Consider the following 15,621-nt stretch of genomic DNA (forward strand, 5'->3'; position numbering starts at 1 on the left):
TGACCGGGCGATGGCGATCATGATGGTGGGGGCCATAGAGGACGCGAATGCCGACTTTTTCCCAAAGCCTTGAACAATCCCTGCATCGTGCGCTGGCGATCGCCAATGAGCGTCATCACCAATACGCGACGCTCGAGCATCTCCTGCTCTCCTTGATCGATGACTCCGATGCAGCCGCCGTCATGCGTGCCTGCAGCGTCGATCTCGACAAGCTCCGCACGAGCCTCGTCAATTATCTTGAGACTGAATTCGAAAATCTGGTGACGGATGGTGCCGACGACGCCAAGCCGACCGCCGGTTTCCAGCGCGTGATCCAGCGCGCGGTGATCCACGTGCAATCGTCCGGCCGCGAAGAGGTGACCGGCGCGAACGTGCTGATCGCGATCTTTGCCGAGCGCGAGAGTCATGCCGCGTACTTCCTGCAGGAGCAGGACATGACGCGCTACGATGCCGTCAACTACATCAGCCACGGCATTGCCAAGCGGCCGGGCGTCTCCGAGGCGCGGCCGGTGCGCGGCGTCGACGAGGAGACCGAGACCAAGGGTGCCGAGGACGCCAAGAAGAAGGGCGAGGCGCTCGAGACCTATTGCGTCAACCTCAACAAGAAGGCGCGTGACGGCAAGATCGATCCGGTGATCGGGCGCAATTCCGAGATCAACCGCGCGATCCAGGTGCTGTGCCGCCGCCAGAAGAACAATCCGCTGTTCGTGGGCGAGGCCGGCGTCGGCAAGACCGCGATCGCGGAGGGGCTGGCCAAGCGCATCGTCGACAGCGAGGTGCCGGAGGTGCTGGCGGCTGCGACCGTGTTCTCGCTCGACATGGGCACGCTGCTCGCGGGCACGCGCTATCGCGGCGACTTCGAGGAACGCCTCAAGCAGGTGCTGAAGGAGCTCGAGGCGCATCCCAACGCCATCCTGTTCATCGACGAGATCCACACCGTGATCGGTGCCGGCGCGACGTCGGGCGGCGCAATGGACGCATCGAACCTGCTCAAGCCTGCGCTCGCCTCGGGCACGATCCGCTGCATGGGCTCGACCACCTACAAGGAATACCGTCAGCACTTCGAGAAGGACCGCGCGCTGGTGCGGCGCTTCCAGAAGATCGACATCAACGAGCCGACGGTCGAGGATGCCATCGCCATCCTCAAGGGCCTCAAGCCGTACTTCGAGGACTATCACCGGCTGAAGTACACCAATGAGGCGATCGAGGCGGCGGTGCAGCTCTCCTCGCGCTACATTCACGACCGCAAGCTGCCCGACAAGGCGATCGACGTGATCGACGAGTCCGGCGCGGCGCAGATGCTGGTCGCCGAGAACAAGCGCAAGAAGACCATCGGCATCAAGGAGATCGAAACCACGATCGCCTCGATGGCGCGGATTCCGCCGAAGAGCGTGTCGAAGGACGACGCCGAGGTGCTCAAGCATCTCGAGCAGACCCTGAAGCGCACCGTGTTCGGCCAGGACAAGGCAATCGAGTCGCTTGCCGCTTCGATCAAGCTCGCACGCGCGGGTCTGCGCGAGCCGGAGAAGCCGATCGGCTGCTATTTGTTCTCGGGTCCGACCGGCGTCGGCAAGACCGAAGTCGCAAAGCAGCTGGCGGCGTCGCTCGGCGTCGAGCTGCTGCGTTTCGACATGTCCGAATACATGGAGCGGCACACCGTGTCGCGCCTGATCGGCGCGCCTCCCGGCTATGTCGGCTTCGACCAGGGCGGCCTCCTGACCGACGGCGTCGACCAGCACCCGCATTGCGTGGTGCTGCTCGATGAAATCGAGAAGGCGCATCCCGACCTCTACAACGTGCTCTTGCAGATCATGGATCACGGCCGGCTCACCGACCACAACGGCAAGCAGGTCAACTTCCGCAACGTGATCCTGATCATGACCACGAATGCAGGTGCTTCGGATCTCGCCAAGCAGGCGTTCGGCTTCACGCGCTCCAAGCGGGAAGGCGACGACCACGAGGCAATCAACCGGCAGTTCGCGCCGGAATTCCGCAACCGTCTCGATGCCATCGTCTCGTTCAGCCATCTCAGCGTCGAGGTGATCGGCACGGTGGTCGAGAAGTTCGTGCTTCAGCTCGAAGCGCAGCTCGGCGACCGCGACGTCACCATCGAGCTGTCCGAGCCTGCCAAGACCTGGCTGGTCCAGCACGGCTATGACGAGCAGATGGGTGCGCGGCCGATGGCCCGCGTCATCCAGGAGCACATCAAGAAGCCGCTGGCTGACGAGGTGCTGTTCGGCAAGCTCAAGGGTGGCGGCCACGTCCGCGTCGTCCTGGTCAAGGACGAGGCCGACGAGACCAAGGAGAAGATCGGTTTCGAGTTCGTCGAGGGCCCGGTCACGCCGAAGCAGGAAAAGCTGCCCGGCGCTCGCAAGCGCCCGCCAGGCAAGCCCAACAAGCCGGGCGGCCCCGGCGGCTCCAAGGGGCCGACCTCGAAGGGCCCGCTGGTCAAGGCTTGATCGGCGCATCATGAATCGAAAAGGCCGGCTGAAAAACCGGCCTTTTTATTTACCTGCATCGTGCGTCTCGGAGATTATTCACCGCGCAGGCGCTGGTCGTCCTGCACCCGAACGTGTTCAGCGCCGCGCGCACCCGTGGGCGATAGCCGCAGCATGCTCAGCATCGCGCCGCACATGGCAAATCCGACGCCGGTGAGAAGCGCGATCCGGGTTCCCTCGACCGGATAGCGGCCGAGGAACAGCGCGACCAGCGCAGCTCCGGTGGTCTGGCCCAGAAGGCGCGCCGTGCCGAGCATGCCGCTAGCGCCGCCGGAGCGCTCGCGCGGGGCGGCCGCGATCATGGTGCGGTTGTTGGGCGTCTGGAACAGGCCGAAGCCGGCGCCCGCCAGCGCCATCCGCCAGACCACGTCGAGCGGCGTCGGGCTTACGGGCAGGAAGGCGAGCGCGGCGAGGCCACAGGCGAACAGCGTCAGCCCGATGCCGCCGAGCAGGCCGGCCGGATAGTGCTCGACCAGGCGGCCGGCGAGGGGGGCTGCGAACGCCACTGCGATCGGCCACGGCGTGATCAAGAGGCCCATATGCACGGCCGAATAACCGAAGCGGCTCTGCAGGTAGAAGGGGATCGCAACGAAGGCCAGCATCTGCCCGCAGAACGAGGCAATCGAGGTCGCAATCGACAGCCCGAATACCGGGATGCGCAACAGGTCGACCGGCAGCAGCGGCGACTTCATGTGCGTTTCGCGATAGATGAGCAATGCGCCAGCGACGATTGCGACGGCGAACTGGACAAGGCAGGTGATTGTCGCCTCGCCGTGACCGACGCTGTCGATCGCGGCGATGCCGACGCCGAAGGTGATCGCCGAGAGTCCCGCGCTCTGCCAGTCGAAGGAATGGCTCGCCGGCGTCGTATGCGGCAGGCTGCGCAGGCCGAGCACGAGCGTGACCACGCCGAGCGGAACGTTGATGGCGAACAGCCAGGGCCAGCTGCCGACTGCGAGGATGCCGGCGGCGAGCGTCGGTCCGACCGCGGCGGAGAAGGCGACGACGAGCGCGTTGAGCCCGATGCCGCGGCCGAGCAGGTTGCGAGGATAGGTGAAGCGAACCAGCGCCGAGTTGACGCTCATGATGCCGGCTGCGCCAAACCCCTGGATGATGCGCGCGGTCGTGAGCAACGGCAGCGTATGCGCCAGTGCGCAGAATGCGGATGCGAGCGTGAACAGCGCGAGCCCGACCAGATAGACGCGGCGATATCCGACGATCTCGCCGAGCGAGGCCAGCGGCAACAGCGAGATGGTGATCGCGAGCTGGTAGCCGTTGACGATCCAGATCGAGAAGGCCGGGCTTGCGTTCAGGTCGGTTGCGATCGTCGGCAGCGCGACATTGGCGATCGCGCTGTCGACGACGGCCATGAGGATGCCGAGCGCAATGGTCAGGATCGCCTGATTGCGCTCGGGCTGGGGCAGGCCGTCGGAATGCTCGATCGGAACGGACGACATGGTGGAGGCGTGCTTGATTCGAGCCGTGATGATCTCCGGATTAGGAAATTGCGCGATGCATCGCAACCCGGCAGGACACGGACGGTTCCTGTGCCGGATGCAGGTCTCCCGGCGTCACGGACATGAGTAGCGCGGCCCCGCTTGATGCAATCCAGGCCGGGCCGCGCTCAACGTTCGCTTTCTTACACCGGCGGCGGGTTGCGGTCGGAGAAGGTCCCCCGCTGGTGCCAGTATGGGTAGGGCAGCGTCACGTTGCTTGCGGCATTGAGCTTTGCGATCTGGTCTTTGGTCAACGACCATCCGACCGCGCTGAGGTTTTCGCGCAGCTGCGTTTCGTTGCGGGCGCCGATGATCAGCGTCGAGACAGTCGGACGCTCCAGCAGCCAGTTCAGCGCGATCTGGGAGACGCTCTTGCCGGTCTCCTTTGCGACCTCGTCGATGGCCTCGACGACGCGATAGACATGCTCGTCCGGCACCGGCGGCCCGAAATCTGCAGTCTGGGGCAAGCGGCTCACTTCAGGCTTCGGCTGGCCACGGCGGATCTTTCCGGTGAGGCGGCCCCATCCGAGCGGCGACCAGACCACGGCGCCGAGCCCCTGATCGAGACCGAGCGGCATCAGCTCCCACTCATAGTCGCGCCCGACCAGCGAATAGTAGGTCTGGTTGGCGACGTAGCGGGGGAAACCGTGCTTGTCGGCAACGCCAAGCGACTTCATCAGATGCCAGCCCGAGAAATTCGAGACGCCGACATAACGGATCTTGCCGGCGCGCACGAGCACGTCGAGGGTGCTCAGCACCTCTTCCGGCGGGGTGAAGGCATCGAAGCCGTGGAGCTGGAACAGATCGATATAGTCGGTGCCGAGCCGGCTCAGTGAGGCGTCGATGGCGGTGAGCAGATGCTGCCGTGACGAGCCGATGTCGTTGTGACCGTCGCCGAAGCGGAACGTGGCCTTGGTGGAGACCAGCACCTTGTCGCGGCGGCCCTTGATGGCCTCGCCGAGGACCCGTTCGGATTCACCGAGCGAATAGACATCGGCGGTGTCGAACATCGACACGCCGGCCTCGAGACAAATGTCCAGAAGGCGCCGCGCTTCCGTGGCGTCGGTCGTTCCCCAAGCTGCGAGGCGGCCGACGCCGCCGAACGTGCCCGTGCCAAGGCTCAAAGCAGGCACCATGAGGCCGGACCGGCCCAAGCGTCGGTATTCCATCGAACTGCTCCTCGCGACCGCTGATTGATCGGCGCGGCCTTGGAAGTAGATCGTAATGCAAGCAGGCGCGTTGTCCTATCGTGCACCGGCATACCCGCCTTGCTTGGAAAATGGCCTAGTCGTGCAGACGCATGTCATCGAATGCTGCATTTGCGACGCGCGCACCGACCATCGTTGCAGCATGTTGCGCTTCGATCCTCGTGGCGGACGAGGGGACGCAGGCAGGTTCGCTGTCACGCGCCTGCCGCGGCAGGAGCGTCAAGCCCCAGCCCACCAGGACCAGCGCCGCGAGCCGAATCGCGATCACGCCCAGCAGCAGCTCCGGGCCGCTTATCGTCGCACGAGTCCTCATGCACGCCAGCCTGATCCAGGCCGCAAGGCCTGGCAATCTGGAATTGGCGAGCATTGCCTTCGCCCGAGACGAAGGCTCGCAATGATGGCTGACCGGAACGGATCTCAGTGCCGCAGCTGACTCTGCCGGAAGTCACGCGGTGACATGCCGAAATGCTCGCGGAAGACGCGGCCGAAATGCGAGAGGTCGTTGAAGCCCCAGGCAAACGCAATCTCACTGATATGGCGGCGGCTGAGCACGGGCGAGGCGAGGTCGCGTTTGCACTGGGCGAGCCGCTCGGCGAGCACATGGCGCTGGAACGAGGTGTCCTCGTCGGCGAGGAGATCGTTGACGTAGCGCGAGGAGATGCCGAGCGCGGCGGCGGTCTCGGCGAGCGAAAGGTCGGGGTCGGCGAGGCGTGTGCGGATATGCGCCTTGAGCCGGTAGAGCAGAGCGGAGCGATGGGTCGAGGACGGCAGCGACGTCGCACCGAGCCGTTCGCTCAGCGCCATGGCGAGCAGGTCGACGGCTTGCTCGGACAGGGCAGCGGCGCTATTGGGCGCGAGCCGGTCCGCGCTCTGGCAGAGGCGGAAGATGAAATCATAGGCGAGCCGCTCGAGCGGCACATCGGCCGCGAATGTGATCGCGGTGAGTGTTTCGGTGCCGCCGAGCCGGCGCTGCAACATCTCGCGGGGCACTTTGAAGATGGTCTGGGAGAACGTGTCCCTGAACTTCAGCTCATAGGGACGCGTGGTGTCGTAGAGCGCGAACTCGCCGGGATGGATCACGGTCTCTCGACCATCCTGCACTACGCCGCCGTCGCCGCGATGGCCGAGCGCAACGAGAACATAATCCTGATCCGAGCGCGCGATGCGCGAGGGCGTGCGGAAAACGTGCTGACGGTCCGAGCAGACCTCGGAGCAAACGGCCTTGCCGAGCGCGACTTGCGTGACCGAGCCGTGAAAAGCACTGCCGAGGTCCGACTTGCAGTCGAGCCCGACGAAGACGTCGCAGACGATGTCCTGCCAGAGGGCGAGCCGGCGGTAGCCGGGGCTGCCGTCTGTCGTGAACTGGATTGGCATCTCACAGGCCTCCCTTTCACATCCAGCAAAACCGCATGGTGGCGCAGATCCAGCCTGGCCGCAGGCAAGTTCCGTACCGGGGCGGGGATTCCTTCCAGTCGAGTTTTTGTTCCGCCGCGGTCGAGCGCGCGGCCGCCCGGCTTGGCCCAATAGACTGCATCGGACGTGGTCTCCGATCAACCGGCAATGGAGGCGGCAATGGGCATCGAACATCCGAAATACAAGGTCGCGGTGGTGCAGGCGGCGCCCGCCTGGCTCGACCTCGACGCCTCGATCGACAAGTCGATCGCGCTGATCAGGGACGCCGCGGAGAAAGGCGCCAAGCTGATCGCCTTTCCGGAGGCCTTCATCCCCGGTTACCCCTGGCATATCTGGATGGACTCGCCGGCCTGGGCGATCGGCCGCGGCTTCGTGCAGCGCTATTTCGACAATTCGCTGTCCTATGACAGCCCGCAGGCCGAGCGGCTGCGCGACGCCGTCCGCAAGGCGAAGCTCACCGCCGTGATCGGCCTGTCCGAGCGCGACGGCGGCAGCCTTTATCTGGCGCAATGGCTGATCGGGCCGGACGGCGAGACCATCGCCAAGCGCCGCAAGTTGCGGCCGACCCATGCCGAGCGCACCGTCTATGGCGAGGGCGACGGCAGCGATCTTGCGGTCCATGCCCGCCCCGACATCGGCCGTATCGGCGCGCTGTGCTGCTGGGAGCATCTCCAGCCTCTGTCGAAATACGCCATGTACGCCCAGAACGAGCAGGTGCACGTTGCGGCCTGGCCGAGCTTTTCGCTGTACGACCCCTTTGCGCCGGCGCTCGGCGCCGAGGTCAATAACGCCGCTTCGCGGGTCTATGCGGTCGAGGGCTCCTGCTTCGTGCTCGCACCTTGTGCGACGGTCTCGCAGGCGATGATCGACGAGCTCTGCGACCGGCCGGACAAGAACGCGCTGCTGCATGTCGGCGGCGGCTTTGCCGCGATCTACGGGCCAGACGGCAGCCAGATCGGCGACAAGCTGGCGCCGGACCAGGAGGGGCTGCTGATCGCCGAGATCGACCTCGGCGCCATCGGTGTCGCCAAGAACGCGGCCGATCCCGCCGGGCACTATTCGCGGCCCGACGTCACGCGGCTGCTGCTCAACAAGAAGCGATACCAGCGCGTCGAGCAGTTTGCGCTTCCGGTCGACACTGTCGAGCCCACGGAGGTCGGGGCAGCGGCGAGCTGATAGCTGAAATCAAGGGGAGCGCACGATCATGGAATCCGCAATTCCGCTACATCTCGAAGCCCAGCGCACGCGCCACAAGCGCGTGCCGGACGACTACCAGCCGCCATATCCGTCCTTCGTGGCGCGCTATAAGCCCGTGGTCGGCCGTGTCGTGATGGCCTATTTCGGTGTGCAGTATCATGGGCCGACGCCGCCATCTGCGACGGAAGCGCTCACCGAGATCGCCGGGCTGTTCGCCGGCGAGGGTGGTCCCTCGCATTGGGACCGTGCGCACTATGTTGACCAGGCCGGTTATGCGAACATTGTCTCGGTCGCTTATTGGGACGACATCGCGCGCTTCGACGGCTGGTTCGCGCCGACACGCGAGGCGTGGACCGGAAAGCACCGCGACGGGATCGGCACCTTCATCGAGGTGCTGCGTCCCACTGTGGCGCGGCACGAGACACTGTTCTCCTCGCTCGGCAGGCCCGAAGGTGTCGCGGTGATCGCCGACGGCATGAGCGGCGAAGTGCAGGAGCATGCTTATTGGGGTGGCATGCGCGACCGCATTCCGTTGTCGCAGACCGATCCGATGTCGCCGGGCGGCAATCCCGAGCTGATCCGCGACGGCGCACGGCTGCGCGTGAACGCGCATGACAATCTCTGCCTGATCCGCTCCGGGCAGGACTGGAGCGATACCGAGGCGTCCGAGCGCAAGCTCTATCTCGACGACGTCGAGCCGGTGCTCCGCGAGGGCATGGATTTTCTGCGCGACGACGGGCTCAGTATCGGCTGCTATGCCAACCGCTACATGCAGGTGCTTTCAGCCGACGGTCGGGTGAGCGAAAAGTCCTACGGTCAGAGCTGGTGGAAAAGTCTCGCCGCACTGGAGCGCTGGGCGGAATCGCATCCGACCCACGTAAAGATCTTCGGTGCGGCGATGAAATATCTCTCGACGCTGGGGCCGTCAGCAAAGCTGCGGCTTTATCACGAGGTCACGGTGGCCGCCGCCGACGAGCAGTTCTTCGAATATCTGAGCTGCCATCCGAAGACGGGGATGCTTGCGGCGGTCGAAACTGTTGCCGCCTAAGCGGCGCAGTGGCCGAGCAGCTCCGGATGTGCGGCGCAGATGTGATGCGCGCCGGCGTGCCGCAGCTCGGCCTCGCTGCCATAGCCATAGAGCACGCCGATCGCCGTCATGCCGTTGGTTCGGGCGCCGACCACGTCATGGCTGCGGTCGCCGATCATGATGGCGCTGCCCGCATCGACCCTGGTCTCATCGAGCGCGTAGCGGAGCAGCTCGCGCTTGTCGACGCGCGTGCCGTCGAGCTCGGAGCCGAACACGCGCTCGAAATAGGGCTTTAGGCCGAAATGATCGACGATGCGGCTGGCGTAGACGGCGGGCTTGCTGGTCGCAACGAACATGCGCTGGTCGGTCGCGGCAATCGTCGTCAGCGTGTCGACAATACCGGCATAGGCCTCGTTCTCGAACAGGCCGATGTCGCTAAAGCGCTCGCGATAGAGCAGCAGTGCCTGGTCGGCCAGCGCATCGGTTCCGGTGAGCTTCTTCAGGCTCGCATGCAGCGGCGGCCCGATGCACCAGGTCAGCTCGTCCTCACTCGGCACCGCGAGGCTCAGCCGCTCCAGCGCGTACTGGATCGAGCGGGTGATCCCGGGTTTCGGATTGGTTAGCGTGCCGTCGAGATCGAAAAAAATAGTCGCCATCAGGAGCCGGCTCGCGTTGAAACTGCTGGTCCGTTGCTAGCCGGATCGGGTCTCGAGTCAAGACCCGTTGCATCATTGCCGCTTCGCCCATTCGACGATCGCGGCGGCATCTGCGCCGGCCTGGGCCTCCCAGGCGGTGATCGTACCCGTTGCAGCCGTTCGGAGCGCCGCGACGAGGGATGGCGGCGCGGGCTCGGCGATCTTGACGCCGTTGTCGCGCATGCGCGCGTAATTCTCGGTCGCGCGGTGGGCCAGCAGCGCGAGCTGGCTTTGCTCGGTCTCGGCTGCGGCGGCCAGCACCTCGCGCTGCATCGGCTCTGGTAGCGCGGCAAATGCCTCGGTGCGGGCGAAGGCGATCGAGACCGGCATCGCGTAGTTGATGGCCGTGAAATAGGGCAGGAAGTCCCACAGCTTGCGTCCTGCGCCGCCATCGCCGGAGGTGAGGAACGCGTTCAGTTGATGCTCCTTCAGGCCGGCAAGCGCTTTGTCCATCGGCAGGAACTGCGCATTGGCTCCGGCCGCCTTCATCACCTCGCTGGAATTGGCATCGTAAGCTCGCAGGTTGAGTTTCGGCAGGTCGTCGGCACCTGCGAGCGGTCGGTCCGACCACACGCCCGTGGCCGGCCAGATCGTCAGATAGAGCAGCTTGAGGCCGTGCGCGGCGAGCGCCTTTTCGTAGAGCGGCCGTGCGCGCGCATTGGCGGCGCGGGCGATATCGACCGATTGCACCAGGAAGGGCAGGGTCGAAAAACCGAGCACGGGATCGAGGCCCGAAAGTGCGCCCGCAAACGCATCGCCGCCGGCGATCCGGCCCTCCAGCGCCGCGCGCGGCATCTCGCCCGAGCTGATCTTCAGCTGATTGTCGAAGGCATTGGTTACGGTCACGAAACCGTTGGTGCGCGCGGCCACGCGACCGGCGAACGTTGTGAGCCCGATGCCGGAAATATTGTTTTCCGGATATTCGGTGGTCATCCGCCAGCTGACTTGCGCCATGGCAGGCGCGGCAGACAGGATGAGCGTGGCGAGGACGAGGATCGTACGGATCCGTTGGGCGGGGAAACGCATTGGGAAAAGCAGGTCAGACAGCATAGACTGGCAACTCGACGAACAATGGCACGATGCCACGATATGGCAGATCATCTTGTTGCACGCCGCGCCGGCGCGCGCCACCGCGATGCTTGGGTACGGTTGACGCGAATTGCATCACTCATCGTTGCCGCGTCGCTGGTCTCGGCGACAGAGGTGGCGGCCTGGGACAGTTCGCCGGCAAAGACCAATGTCGCCGTCCCCAGCGTCGAAGAGCTTGCGATGCCGCCGGAGAAGCCGGCGGATGCGCGCGAAAGCGATACGCGGGAATCGATCTGCCTGATCGTTGAGGCGGCGGCACGCGATGCCAAGCTGCCGCTGGAATTCTTCGCCCGCGTGATCTGGCAGGAGAGCCGCTTTCAGGCCGATGCGGTGGGCCCGATGACGCGTAGCGGCGAGCATGCGCAGGGGATCGCGCAGTTCATGCCGGGCACCGCGAGCGAGCGCGGGCTTCTCAATCCCTTCAATCCGGTGCAGGCCCTGCCGAAATCGGCCGAGTTCTTGAATGAACTGCGCAACCAGTTCGGCAATCTGGGCCTCGCCGCGGCCGCCTACAATGCCGGCCCGCGACGGGTGCAGGAATGGCTCGCCGGCACCGGCGGCATGCCGGAGCAGACCCGCAATTACGTCTATGCCATCACCGGCGCGACGGTTGACGCATGGGCCAAGGCCGGCAGCACCGGCAAGGGGCCGCCGAGTTCGCCACCGACGAGCTGCCGCGACCTGATGGCGCTGTTGAAGCGCGCGCCGAACCCGTTCGTCGCCGAGCTCGAACAGCATGTCGAGCTCGCCGCCGCCAAGATCTGGGGCGTTCAACTTGCCGCCGGCTTCGACCGCAACAAGGCGCTGGCGATGTACTCCCGCGCCGTCACGCGCCTTAGCGCCGTGATCGGCGAGCGCGATCCCAGCCTGTTGAGTTCGGTGGTGCGCAGCCGCGGTTCGCACGCTTTCTACCAGGTGCGCATCGGCACCGACACGCGCCCCGAGGCGGACGATCTCTGCAATCGTATCCGCAAAGCGGGCGGCGCCTGCTTCGTGCTGAAGAACCGGGGCGTAAGCGGGTAGGGCGCATCTCACGCCGGTCACCCCGCGGCTCTAATGGTGGTTCCGCCGATCCCTCACTCGAGTTTTGCAGGCGTGGCGACGGGCGCAGTCTTCATGCTGGCCGGCCAGTGGTGGTTGAGCTAAAACGTCCGCGAACAGCCAAGGAAGAGGAAATATGGTTCGCGAAAACGAACTCCGCGAGGGCGAGGTCGCCATCGAGCTGCCGTCGACGGAGGATGCCGGCCTCGTCTTCATCGGCCGCATCCGAACGCCCTGGACCTCGCGGCTGGAGACGCCGCGGCAGGGGCGCGCCGATGGCCCGGTGTGTCGGCTCGAGATCTTCGAGCCCTTTTTGCCCGCGATCAAGGGCGTCGATTTCTACAGCAATCTCGAAGTGCTCTACTGGCTCGACAAGTCGCGCCGCGACATTGTGCTGCAGAGCCCGAAGAGCAACGAAAAGACCCGCGGCGCATTTTCGCTGCGCTCACCGGTGCGGCCCAATCCGATCGGCACCTCGATCGTGAAGCTCGTCGGCATCGAGGGAAACGCCATCCTGGTGCGCGGGCTTGATTGCATCGACAACACACCGCTGATCGATATCAAGCCGGATCGTTGCGAGTTCACCCCGTTGGCTGCGCCGCAGCCGGGGGATTTTCAGACGGAGTAGACACATTCTCTCCTCGTCATTGCGAGGAGCCATTGCGACGAAGCAATCCAGACTGTTGCCGCGGACATAGTCTGGATTGCTTCGCTTCGCTCGCAATGACGGTAGAGAGAGTTCAGCCCGCCTTCAAGGCGGCAATCAGCTTGGCGGCATTCTCCTCCAGCACCTTGACGTCTTCCTTGCGGCTCGCGGGCGGCAGCATCGCGACGCCGTCGTGGCGGGGCATCACGTGCATGTGGAGATGAAACACCACCTGTCCGCCGGCCGGCTCATTGAACTGCTGCACGGTGATGCCATCGGCGTTGAAGGCCTTCATCGCGGCGGCCGCGATTCTGTGCGTGCCGCGGGCAACGTGGGCGTAATCGTCAGGGTTGACGTCGAGGATGTTGCGGGCGGGGGCCTTCGGGATCACCAGCGTGTGGCCTGTGACCCGCGGCATGATGTCGAGGAAGGCGAAGACATGCTCGTCCTCGTAGATCTTGTAGCACGGAAACTCGCCGCGCAGGATCTTTGCGAAGATGTTGTTGGGGTCGTAGGCGGTCATGGCGGCGGCTCCCGAGAACTTTACAGTTAGAGTTTTGCGCTTACTGTCACCAGCGTCGGCAAACCGTCAAGGCGCCTCGTCGATGCCTTTCCGGAACGGGCCGAGCCCGGCCAGCTCGCGTCCGGCCTCCGCGACATAGGCGCGCTCGCGCTTGAGGTAATCGTCGATGGCGCGGCGTAAGCCAGGGTCCGCGATGAAATGGGCGGAGTGGGTGGTCCGCGGCAGGTAGCCGCGCGCGATCTTGTGCTCGCCCTGCGCGCCGGCCTCGACATTCGCGAGGCCACGTTTGATCGCGAAATCGATCGCCTGATAGTAACAGACTTCGAAATGCAGAAAGGGATGATGCTCGACCGCGCCCCAGTTGCGGCCGAACAGCGTGTCCGAGCCGATGAAGTTGATCGCGCCCGCGATCCAGCGGTCGTTGCGGCGGGCCATCACCAGCAGCACGTCATCGCTCATGGTCTCGCCGATCAGCGAGAAGAATTCGCGCGTGAGGTACGGCCGGCCCCATTTGCGCGAACCGGTCTCCATGTAGAACGCGAAGAAGGCGTCCCAGGCGTCCTCGGTGATGTCCTTGCCTGTGAGCCAGTGGATGGTGATGCCGGCGCCGAGCGCATCGCGCCGCTCGCGCTTGATCGATTTGCGGTGGCGCGAATTCAGGGTCGCCAAAAAATCGTCGAAGCTTCCAAAGCCCTCGTTGCGCCAGTGGAACTGCTGGTCGGTGCGCTGGAGGAAGCCGTGCTGGGCCAGCAGCTTCCACTCGGCCTCGCGGGCGAAGGTGACGTGGACTGAGGAGGCCTTGCTGACACCGCACAGCGCCACCAGCCCGCTCGCCAGTGCCTCGGTGATCCGCTCGCGGTCGACGCCGTCGCGGACCAGGAGCCGCGGCCCCGTCGCCGGCGTGAAGGGAACAGAGACTTGCAGCTTCGGGTAATAGCGACCGCCGGCGCGCTCATAGGCGTCGGCCCAGCCGCGGTCGAAGACGTACTCGCCCTGGCTGTGCGATTTCAGATAGCAGGGCACGACACCGGCGACACGGCCGTCGATCTTGGCCACCAGATGCCGCGGGCCCCAGCCGGTGCGGATCGTGGCTGAACCCGATTTCTCAAGCGCGGAAAGAAACGCGTGCGAGACGAACGGGTTATAGGCGGGTCTTAAAAGGTCGAGAGAATCACCTGGGAGCCAGGATGAGGTTCCCGCGCCATGCCCATTGCAGGCCTTGCCGGGATACTTGCCAAGATCTCTGCCAGGACTTGCGCAGGCGTCCCAATCCTCCGGCGACACTTCGCCAATCGACGGTACGGCCTCGAGCGTGATGTCGGATGATGCCATTGCGCCCAAGATCGTGCATCGCAGCAGCGACTTCAAGAGGGCGGGAACATCAAGCCTGCGGCACGAACCCCTCAAAGATCATCTGATCGGCATATTGCCCAACCCGCGTCCGCTGCTCCGGCGTGCGCACGGTCCAGCCGAGCAGGGCGCAGCCGAAGACGTTGCGGGCGATCCAGGGAGCCGGCGCCGGCAGGTGGTCGACCTTGAAGGCGACGAAATGCGGCTGGGTCTGGAACCCGTGGCGCAGGTACAGCATGCTGTCGCGCTGCTGCGGCGTCAGATAGGCCCAGTACTTGTCCTCATAGCTCCGCTGCGCGACGATGCCGCGCGGGCGAGAGGGCAGCAACTCGCGCAGCGCCACCACCTGGTCGGGGTCGAAGGACATCCCGACCGCTTGCCCCTGATACGACGCCAGCACCTCGGCCATCCGCTTCACCAGCTTGCGGTCGCCGTCAAAATGGCTCTTCACCTCGATCACCAGCGGCACGCGGCCAGCGACCATGCTGCAGAGGTCGCTGAGCGACATCATCCGCTCAGGCGTATCCCTGAACTTGATGGCCTTCAGCTCGGCTGCGGTCTTTGCGACCACCGGGCCGGTGGCCTCGGTGAGACGGCCGAGCGCATGGTCGTGGTGCACCATGGCCTCGCCGTCGGCGGAGAGCTGGATGTCGACCTCGATCGAGAAATTGCCCGCGATTGCCGCCTGCACCGCGCCCGGCATGTTTTCGACGATGCCGCGCGTAATGTCATGCAGGCCGCGATGGGCGACCGGCCGCGCTGTCAGCCAATCGGGAGCACGCACGATACCGCCTCAGGCGACCTCGAACACGGCATCGACCTCGACCGCGGCATCCGCGGGCAGCGAGGCGACACCGACGGTGGTGCGGGCGTGGCGGCCCTTGTCACCGAAGGCCGCGACCATCAGGTCGGAGGCGCCGTTGAGAACCTTCGGCCCGTCCAGGAAATCCGGTGCCGAGTTGATGAAGCCGCCGAGGCGCACCACGCGCACAACCTTGTCGAGGTCGCCAAGCGCCGCCTTGACCTGTGCGAGCAGGTTGACGGCACAGCCGCGCGCTGCCGCAGCACCTTCCTCGATCGAGACGTCTGCGCCGAGCTTGCCCTTGGCGATCAGCTTGCCGGCGGGGTCGAAGCAGACCTGGCCGGAGACGAACAGCAGATTGCCGGTGCGCACGAACGGCACGTAATTGGCGACGGGGGTGGGGGCGTCGTGCAGCTTGATGCCCTGTTCCGCCAGTTTCTGCTCGACCGTGCCCGCCATGTCTCGACCTCGATGTCTGGAAAATCATCCGCTCCGGCGCGTCTGGTGACCGCCGGGCGTGCCCTGTTTCGCCCATCATGCTGCCGCATGCAAGTAAGCCGATCGGACGGTCGGACGCTGGGGTGGACTGCATTTTTCCGAGGCCGGTCAGGAGGTTCAACGAAGAGGCGCAACTTT

15 protein-coding genes are annotated in these 15,621 nt (G+C 65.2%); 5 read left to right on the top strand and 10 right to left on the bottom strand.

The window, feature by feature from the left end; translation table 11 throughout:
* Nucleotides 1-47: 47 nt before the first annotated feature.
* A complete protein-coding gene (gene clpA, locus JJC00_RS17650; protein WP_200473751.1) occupies nt 48-2,459 on the top strand; it encodes an ATP-dependent Clp protease ATP-binding subunit ClpA in 2,412 nt (803 codons plus the stop codon).
* 74 nt (nt 2,460-2,533) lie between these two features.
* On the opposite strand, the gene JJC00_RS17655 is transcribed toward clpA, so the two are convergent.
* The 4 genes from JJC00_RS17655 to JJC00_RS17670 all read right to left on the bottom strand — a co-directional run bounded on the left by JJC00_RS17655 (nt 2,534) and on the right by JJC00_RS17670 (nt 6,576).
* Nucleotides 2,534-3,955 carry an MFS transporter gene (locus JJC00_RS17655; protein ID WP_200473752.1) on the bottom strand — a complete coding sequence of 474 codons (1,422 nt, stop codon included), beginning with the start codon at nt 3,953-3,955 and terminating at the stop codon, nt 2,534-2,536.
* Nucleotides 3,956-4,137: 182 nt separating this feature from the next.
* On the bottom strand, nt 4,138-5,163 hold the full coding sequence (locus JJC00_RS17660) for an aldo/keto reductase (protein ID WP_200473753.1): 1,026 nt from the start codon (nt 5,161-5,163) through the stop codon (nt 4,138-4,140).
* Nucleotides 5,164-5,278: 115 nt separating this feature from the next.
* Nucleotides 5,279-5,569, bottom strand: a complete 291-nt coding sequence (locus JJC00_RS17665) for a hypothetical protein (protein WP_246774247.1) — start codon at nt 5,567-5,569, stop codon at nt 5,279-5,281.
* Nucleotides 5,570-5,619: 50 nt separating this feature from the next.
* Entirely contained in the window at nt 5,620-6,576 is a 957-nt protein-coding gene (locus tag JJC00_RS17670; RefSeq protein ID WP_200473754.1) for a helix-turn-helix domain-containing protein, read from the bottom strand.
* A 198-nt stretch (nt 6,577-6,774) separates the two neighbouring features.
* Here JJC00_RS17670 and JJC00_RS17675 point away from each other — a divergent pair, with 198 nt between their 5' ends.
* A complete protein-coding gene (locus tag JJC00_RS17675) occupies nt 6,775-7,791 on the top strand; it encodes a carbon-nitrogen hydrolase family protein (RefSeq protein ID WP_200473755.1) in 1,017 nt (338 codons plus the stop codon).
* A 28-nt stretch (nt 7,792-7,819) separates the two neighbouring features.
* A complete protein-coding gene (locus JJC00_RS17680; protein WP_200473756.1) occupies nt 7,820-8,860 on the top strand; it encodes a phenylacetaldoxime dehydratase family protein in 1,041 nt (346 codons plus the stop codon).
* Here JJC00_RS17680 and JJC00_RS17685 read toward each other — a convergent pair.
* Both JJC00_RS17685 and JJC00_RS17690 read right to left on the bottom strand, forming a co-directional pair.
* Nucleotides 8,857-9,495 carry an HAD family hydrolase gene (locus tag JJC00_RS17685; protein ID WP_200473757.1) on the bottom strand — a complete coding sequence of 213 codons (639 nt, stop codon included), beginning with the start codon at nt 9,493-9,495 and terminating at the stop codon, nt 8,857-8,859. The two genes, JJC00_RS17680 and JJC00_RS17685, sit on opposite strands and share 4 nt — an antisense overlap.
* 72 nt (nt 9,496-9,567) lie before the next feature.
* Entirely contained in the window at nt 9,568-10,584 is a 1,017-nt protein-coding gene (locus JJC00_RS17690) for a TRAP transporter substrate-binding protein (RefSeq protein WP_200473758.1), read from the bottom strand.
* Nucleotides 10,585-10,623: 39 nt separating this feature from the next.
* On the opposite strand from JJC00_RS17690, the gene JJC00_RS17695 reads away from it, so the two are divergent.
* Together JJC00_RS17695 and tsaA are read left to right on the top strand one after the other, a co-directional pair.
* On the top strand, nt 10,624-11,646 hold the full coding sequence (locus JJC00_RS17695) for a lytic transglycosylase domain-containing protein (protein ID WP_246774248.1): 1,023 nt from the start codon (nt 10,624-10,626) through the stop codon (nt 11,644-11,646).
* A gap of 154 nt (nt 11,647-11,800) precedes the next feature.
* Nucleotides 11,801-12,292, top strand: a complete 492-nt coding sequence (gene tsaA, locus JJC00_RS17700) for a tRNA (N6-threonylcarbamoyladenosine(37)-N6)-methyltransferase TrmO (protein ID WP_200473759.1) — start codon at nt 11,801-11,803, stop codon at nt 12,290-12,292.
* 112 nt (nt 12,293-12,404) lie between these two features.
* Here tsaA and JJC00_RS17705 read toward each other — a convergent pair whose 3' ends face one another.
* From JJC00_RS17705 to JJC00_RS17720, 4 genes are all read right to left on the bottom strand, one after another.
* Nucleotides 12,405-12,833, bottom strand: coding sequence for an HIT family protein (locus tag JJC00_RS17705; protein WP_200473760.1), 429 nt, complete (start codon nt 12,831-12,833; stop codon nt 12,405-12,407).
* A 66-nt stretch (nt 12,834-12,899) separates the two neighbouring features.
* Nucleotides 12,900-14,165 (bottom strand): GNAT family N-acetyltransferase, encoded by a 1,266-nt coding sequence (locus JJC00_RS17710; RefSeq protein ID WP_200473761.1) that lies wholly within the window; start codon nt 14,163-14,165, stop codon nt 12,900-12,902.
* A 49-nt stretch (nt 14,166-14,214) separates the two neighbouring features.
* A complete protein-coding gene (locus JJC00_RS17715; RefSeq protein ID WP_200473762.1) occupies nt 14,215-14,967 on the bottom strand; it encodes a glycerophosphodiester phosphodiesterase in 753 nt (250 codons plus the stop codon).
* A gap of 9 nt (nt 14,968-14,976) precedes the next feature.
* Nucleotides 14,977-15,444, bottom strand: a complete 468-nt coding sequence (locus JJC00_RS17720) for a RidA family protein (RefSeq protein ID WP_200473763.1) — start codon at nt 15,442-15,444, stop codon at nt 14,977-14,979.
* Nucleotides 15,445-15,621 lie beyond the last annotated feature (177 nt).

The sequence above is a fragment of the Bradyrhizobium diazoefficiens genome (assembly GCF_016616885.1).
Taxonomy (GTDB): domain Bacteria; phylum Pseudomonadota; class Alphaproteobacteria; order Rhizobiales; family Xanthobacteraceae; genus Bradyrhizobium; species Bradyrhizobium diazoefficiens_F.